5 protein-coding genes and 1 tRNA gene are annotated in these 6,727 nt (G+C 46.9%); 4 read left to right on the top strand and 2 right to left on the bottom strand.

Annotated features, from left to right (window positions below):
• Window positions 1–2 precede the first annotated feature (2 nt).
• Both HCZ42_RS20355 and orn read right to left on the bottom strand, forming a co-directional pair.
• Window positions 3–75, bottom strand: a tRNA-Gly gene (locus HCZ42_RS20355).
• 179 nt (window positions 76–254) lie between these two features.
• Window positions 255–800 (bottom strand): oligoribonuclease, encoded by a 546-nt coding sequence (gene orn, locus HCZ42_RS20350; protein ID WP_167422525.1) that lies wholly within the window; start codon window positions 798–800, stop codon window positions 255–257.
• A 111-nt stretch (window positions 801–911) separates the two neighbouring features.
• On the opposite strand from orn, the gene rsgA reads away from it, so the two are divergent.
• The 4 genes from rsgA to HCZ42_RS20330 all read left to right on the top strand — a co-directional run bounded on the left by rsgA (window position 912) and on the right by HCZ42_RS20330 (window position 6,657).
• Complete coding sequence (rsgA, locus tag HCZ42_RS20345; protein ID WP_167422524.1) at window positions 912–1,967, top strand: small ribosomal subunit biogenesis GTPase RsgA; 1,056 nt, start codon at window positions 912–914, stop codon at window positions 1,965–1,967.
• 113 nt (window positions 1,968–2,080) lie between these two features.
• Window positions 2,081–2,947 (top strand): archaetidylserine decarboxylase, encoded by an 867-nt coding sequence (asd, locus tag HCZ42_RS20340; protein ID WP_167422523.1) that lies wholly within the window; start codon window positions 2,081–2,083, stop codon window positions 2,945–2,947.
• A gap of 156 nt (window positions 2,948–3,103) precedes the next feature.
• Entirely contained in the window at window positions 3,104–4,519 is a 1,416-nt protein-coding gene (locus HCZ42_RS20335) for an SLC13 family permease (protein WP_167422522.1), read from the top strand.
• A gap of 257 nt (window positions 4,520–4,776) precedes the next feature.
• Window positions 4,777–6,657, top strand: a complete 1,881-nt coding sequence (locus tag HCZ42_RS20330; RefSeq protein ID WP_167422521.1) for a methyl-accepting chemotaxis protein — start codon at window positions 4,777–4,779, stop codon at window positions 6,655–6,657.
• Window positions 6,658–6,727 lie beyond the last annotated feature (70 nt).

Below are 6,727 nucleotides of genomic sequence, written 5' to 3'. Positions count from 1 at the left end.
GGAGCGACACACGAGGTTCGAACTCGTGACCTCAACCTTGGCAAGGTTGCGCTCTACCAACTGAGCTAGTGTCGCATTCACAACGTTTCCGTCGTTCAGGGCTGCGAATTATAAGAGCTTTATTTTGTGATGCAAGTCCTTCCTGCAAAAAAAAATCGATTTTTTCTCTTTTGATGAAAAAGCACACAGAATCGAACATTTTTCGTTCCAAAACGTTGCTTTAACAGACCAGCCCTATATTTGAGAGGAGAATATTAGATACTAAAAATTGTTTCTCGGTAATACTTTAGCTCAGCAATAGACTCACGAATATCGTCTAACGCTAAGTGGCTACCTTGCTTTGAAAAACCATCTAAGACTTCTGGCTTCCAACGACGAGTGAGTTCTTTCAACGTGCTCACGTCGAGGTAACGATAATGGAAGTACTCTTCCAGTTCCGGCATATGCTTGTACAAGAAGCGGCGATCCTGACCGATGCTGTTACCGCAAATTGGTGACTTACCTTTCGGTACCCATTGTTCTAGAAATGCGACCGTTTGGCGGATAGCTTCCTGTTCATCAACATCACTGGCACGGACACGCTCAACCAAACCGCTGGCAGTATGTGTCGTCGTACACCACTCATCCATTTTGCTCAGTTCAGCTTCTGGTTGATGGATGGCAAGAACCGGCCCTTCAGCTAGAATGTTCAACTCACTATCGGTGACGATAGTAGCGATTTCGATAATTTTATGAGTTTCTGGGTCAAGGCCCGTCATCTCTAAATCAACCCAAATTAAGTTTTGATCGCTAAAGGACATAAATCGTTGCCTATTGGTTTTATGATAAAAAGGGTACTATACCCAAATTCTGATCCACTAGATAGCAGTCTAGCGGATACTAAGTGATGGTTAATAGTTAAGTAGACAATTGTGGCAAAAAAGAAAAAGCTCACCAAAGGTCAAGTTCGACGCGTACGCAGCAATCAAAAACGTAAGCTGAAAAAAGAAGAGTCCGTTCAATGGGATGAATCGATGCTCGGCACGGCGCAAAAAGGACTCGTGATCACTCGCTTTGGCCAACATGCCGATATTGAAGATCAAGAAAGTGGCGACATTCACCGCTGCAACTTAAGACGGGGAATCGAAAGCCTCGTCTCAGGCGATAAGGTCATTTGGCGTCCGGGTTTGGAGTCGATGGAAGGTATCAACGGAGTGGTTGAAGCCGTTGAGCCACGTACTTCGGTTTTGACTCGCCCAGACTACTACGACGGCTTGAAGCCTGTTGCCGCCAACGTTGACCAGATGATCATTGTCTCTTCGGTACTCCCTGAACTGTCACTGAATATCATCGACCGTTACCTGGTTGCCGCAGAAACGCTAAAGATTGCGCCTTTGATCGTCCTCAACAAGATTGACTTGCTAGAACAAGAACAACTGGAACTCTACAAAGATTGGCTAAGCACTTACGAGAAAATTGGCTATAAAGTTCTGTTGGTAAGTAAAGAAACAGGTGAAGGAATTCCGGCACTTGAAGAGCTACTGAGCAACCGAATTAACATCTTCGTTGGGCAATCCGGTGTGGGTAAATCGAGCTTGGTTAACGCACTCATGCCTGGCTTTGACATCGAAGAGGGCGCGGTTTCAGAGAATTCCGGTCTTGGCCAACATACCACGACGGCTTCGCGTCTGTACCACATCCCGTCAGGCGGTGACCTGATTGACTCACCGGGAGTGCGTGAATTTGGTTTATGGCACCTTGAGGCAGAAGAAGTCACCAAAGCCTTTATCGAATTCCAACCATATTTAGGTGGCTGTAAGTTCCGTGACTGCAAACACTTAGATGATCCGGGCTGTATCTTAGTCAAGGCGGTAGAAGATGGTGAGATCAATCAAGTTCGTTTTGAAAACTACCATCGAATTCTTGAAAGCATGGCGGAAATGAAAGCGAACCGTCAGTACTCTCGCAACAAAAAAGCTGATCTGTAACGATTTCTTGAATCGTCTCGAATGACTTTCTACTGACTTTTGGTTTGAATTTGAGTACTATCTCGCGCCCAAAAGAAGTGAGCAACATACAGTTAACATTGGAAATGAAGACAATGGATAAGATTAAAGTTGGACTGCAATACTGGATCCCACAACACGGTTTAACCCGTTTGATGGGTAAACTGGCTTCAGCAAAAGCTGGCGGTCTAACAACAGCGGTTATTCGCTGGTTCATCAAGCAATACAACGTGAACATGGACGAAGCGAAGCACTCCGATCCTAAGCATTTTGCATCGTTCAATGAATTTTTTGTCCGTGAGCTGAAAGAAGGCGCACGTCCGATTGCAGAAGGTGATTCGGTTATCACCCACCCTGCTGATGCGTGTGTAAGCCAATTCGGCCCAATTAAAGATGGCAAGCTTATCCAAGCGAAAGGCCACGACTTTACCGCACAAGAACTATTAGGCGGAGACGCAACGCTGGCTGAAGAGTTCAAAGACGGCGAGTTTGCGACACTTTATCTTTCACCACGTGACTACCACCGTGTGCACATGCCATGTGATGGTACGCTACGTCAGATGATTTATGTTCCTGGTGATCTGTTCTCGGTCAACCCACTCACTGCGGAAAACGTGCCAAACTTATTCGCACGTAACGAACGTGTGGTATGTATCTTTGATACGGAGTTTGGCCCGATGGCACAAGTATTGGTGGGTGCAACTATCGTAGGCAGCATCGAACAAGTTTGGGCTGGTACAGTGACTCCACCTCGCGGTAACTCTGTGTACAAATGGGATTACCCAGCTCAAGGTGACAAAGCGGTTATCTTGAAAAAAGGCGAAGAAATGGGTCGCTTCAAACTGGGCTCAACGGTGATTAACCTATTCGCTAAAGATGCGGTCAAATTTGATGAGAGTATGGATTACGGTAAGCCTACCGTGATGGGTACCCCATACGCCCATACCCTCAAACAAGATTGATAAAAAATGCCCCGCACTGTCGGGGCGTTTTTTTGACTGAAAACAAGACATTCGCAACATTTTTTAACCTCATTGCAAAACTTCCACCTCAGTCTAAGACCCTAATTTGATTATTAATTACTCTTGTGGGTAGATTTTTCTTTAAGGTTAAAGTTTATGCCGCGAATAGACCAAGGGATATTGGTCAAGCTATTGATTTGCTTCGGGATACCATTGGGTGTTCTATTGATGCCAATCGATGCTATCCCTATCGATGACCTGTCACTGATCCAGCATCGCTTACTGGCGATTTTCCTGCTTGCCGCTTTGCTATGGGTGCTTGAGCCCGTCCCTGTTTTTGCTACTTCCATTCTGATCATTGCGCTTGAGCTGATAATGATCTCTGATAAAGGCTTACACCTCTTCCGCACACCACCTGCAGGCCATGATATTGGTACGCTGATGAACTATACCGATATCTTTGGTGCGTTCTCATCGCCGATTATTATCCTGTTCATGGGAGGCTTTGCTCTGGCGATTGCGGCGTCTAAATATGAATTGGATAACAACTTAGCGCGCGTGTTGTTACGGCCGTTTGGTCAGCAGCCAAAATTTATCATGCTAGGTCTGATGCTGATCACAGCGGTGTTTTCGATGTTTATGTCCAATACCGCTACGACTGTGATGATGTTAGCGTTGCTTGGACCGATCGTCGCCTCTGCGCCCAAAGGAGATTTAGGTATCAAAGCGCTGGTGTTGTGTATCCCTATCGCCGCCAATACTGGTGGTATTGCCACACCAATCGGTACACCGCCCAACGCGATTGCGCTGCAATACTTAACCGGCGAAAACAGCATTAGCTTTCTGAGCTGGATGATGATGGGCTTACCTTTTGTCATTATACAACTGACTATCGCGTGGTTTTTGCTACAAAAACTCTTCCCTTCTTCACACAAAACCATGCAGTTAAAGCTGGATGGCGAATTCCAAAAAAGCTGGCGCGCAGTGGTCGTTTACGTCACATTTGCTGCGACGATTATTTTATGGATGACCACCAGCTTGCACGGTATGAACACCTATGTTGTCTCAATTATCCCGCTGGCCGTCTTCACACTGACTGGCATCATGGGCAAAGCTGAGCTCAAGCAAATCAACTGGGATGTATTGTGGTTGGTAGCTGGGGGTATTGCGATTGGTATCGGTTTGGATAAAACCGGCTTGGCTTCTGCGCTAGCCCACGCAATCGACTATGAATCGTTATCGCCAGTTGCGGTCGTCATTACGCTATCGATTGTCTGTTGGTTGATGGCTAACTTTATGTCCAACACCGCAACCGCAAACCTTTTGATGCCGATCGCAGCGGCGATTGGCGCTTCGATGGAAAGCCTATCGTCGGTGGGTGGATTGCAAGGGCTACTCGTGGTGGTCGCATTCTCGGCATCACTCGGCATGATTCTCCCTGTCTCGACACCACCAAACTCGCTCGCTTACTCAACTGGCTTAATCGAAAGCCGCGACATGGCGAAAACCGGCGTAATTATCGGCGTGATTGGCCTAGTGATTGTCTACGCTGCAGCACTACTACTCACTTAACGAATTGTGCGACTTCTTACGCATTTTTGTGTAAGAAGTCGCAAAACAAACAAAAGCCACCTACACACTTTATTGCACCTGCCGAATACATAGTTAGATCAAACATATCACTGTCAGTTTTGTATAACATCTGACCGTTAATTTACTTACTCCCTATTAAAACACCTGCCTTTTGCCCGTTCTAAAGCATTAGGTAAACAACACATTTGAGTCTAAACCTCACCTTTGTTTGTTGTCTAAGTACTGAAGGAAAGACAATGAAATATACAATAAAGCTAAAAATACAAATTGCTATTGCTGTCATCATCGCTGTTGTTAGTGGCGTTCAAGCTTGGATCTCTGTCAGCCAGTTGAAGCAAGAGACAACCTCCGCACTCAATAGCGAAATGGAGAACGTTAGTCACGCGACCTCTCGTTACATCTCCGATTGGTTAGAAATTCGTAGTGATATGATGCTCGCCAACGAAAAAGCCATTTTAGATTCACCAGATGCCGACAGGGAAATGCTGCTGACAAAACGTGCGGGCGGATTCCTTTCTGTCTATGCAGGGTTTGAGGACGGCTCTATCGCTTATGGCGACAAAACCGAAGACTGGCCAACGGACTACGACCCACGCAGCCGACCTTGGTACATTGACGCAAAAGCGGCACCTGGACTGATCATTACCGAACCTTACCAAGATTTCGATGGCAGTATCGTGATCAGTTTTGCCAAAGCGTTCAGCGGCAGTAAAGATGGGGTGCTCGCAGCAGACTTAACCGTAAGTAACATCATTGAAGAAGTCCTTCACGTGACTCTCGACAACGACGGCTTCTCATTCTTGGTCGATGGCAACAACAACATCGTCGCCTACAAAGACGAGAAACTCAGCCAGAAGCCGTTAACCAACCTAAATCCTGGGCTCTCAGCCGATAAAGTCGCGCAGTTAATCAAGACCGCCGGGATCTCAACCATCACTTGGCCGGGACAAGGCGACAAGTTGATCTTCGTATCTAACGTGCCATCAACCGATTGGTCGCTGGGTATTGTGGTCGACAAAGAGCTTGCGTTCTCGTCTGTAGCTGAGCAAATTCAGTTTACTGCGATTGCCTCAATTCTGTTGTACATCGTGATTGCTTCTATTAGCACATACGTCGTTACCCGCTTACTCAAACCGCTGCAAACGCTGTCTGATGCGCTGTCTGAGCTTTCAGAGGGCGAAGGTGACCTTACTCAGCGGATTGAAATCCAGAGAAAGGATGAAATCGGCGAACTCGCTCAGCACGTCAACCAATTCTTGGCGCAAATGCAGAAAATGCTTGGTGATATTATCCAGCACAGCCAACAACTGGCGATACAAGCCGAAGCGGCTAATCAGTTGTCTCAGGAATCCGCACAGCAAGTTGAAACGCAGCAAAATGACGTTAACCAAATTGCGACGGCTATCCATGAAATGTCAGCGACTGCGGCAGAGGTCGCCAGTCATGCAGAACTGACCGCCAACGCATCACAAGAATCATCGGCTGCGTGTGAAGATGGTCAGCAAGTGATCGAGAAAAACCGTCAAGCGATCATCAAACTTGCCGAGCAAGTCGCTGACGCCTCTAACATTATTTCTGAGTTGGAAAACAATACCCAGAGCATCAACCAGATCCTTTCTACTATCCAAGGCATTGCCGAACAAACGAACTTACTGGCACTCAACGCAGCGATTGAAGCAGCACGCGCCGGTGAACAAGGACGCGGCTTTGCTGTGGTGGCAGACGAAGTTCGAGTACTGAGCCAACGCACTCACGGCTCAACAGAAGAGATCCGCCAGATGATCGAAACATTGCAAGGGAATACTCAGCTCGCGGTCAACAGTATGGAAGCGAGTACAACGTTAGCGGACACCAGTGTCGACTACGCGCAACAAGCCTCAGAAAGCCTCGACACGATTACGACTGCGATCAACGAAATCAACGGAATGGCTCTGCAAATTGCCAGCGCGGCAGAAGAGCAGCGCGCGGTCAGCGAAGACATTAGTCGAAATACGCAAGGGATTAAAGATGCGTCTGACATTCTCGCCGATCAAGCTGCACGCAGTAGCCAAAGTGCAACAAACATGTTTGATTCGGCAAACACGGTTCGTAAAGAAGTGGAACGCTTTAAAGTTTAACGCTTTGTATAACCAATGATTTGATGCATATTAACAGCCATTAGTATTCACACTCCCTCAAGGACGAATA

The sequence above is a fragment of the Vibrio hepatarius genome (assembly GCF_011806575.1).
Lineage (GTDB): Bacteria > Pseudomonadota > Gammaproteobacteria > Enterobacterales > Vibrionaceae > Vibrio > Vibrio hepatarius_A.
This window is presented reverse-complemented; position numbering and strand designations above follow the sequence as displayed.

Excerpts from the sequence above, each read along its gene's own strand:
- orn (WP_167422525.1), bottom strand. The coding sequence starts at position 800 with ATGTCCTTTAGCGATCAAAACTTAATTTGGGTTGATTTAGAGATGACG.
- asd (WP_167422523.1), top strand. The coding sequence starts at position 2,081 with ATGGATAAGATTAAAGTTGGACTGCAATACTGGATCCCACAACACGGT.
- HCZ42_RS20335 (WP_167422522.1), top strand. The coding sequence starts at position 3,104 with ATGCCGCGAATAGACCAAGGGATATTGGTCAAGCTATTGATTTGCTTC.
- HCZ42_RS20330 (WP_167422521.1), top strand. The coding sequence starts at position 4,777 with ATGAAATATACAATAAAGCTAAAAATACAAATTGCTATTGCTGTCATC.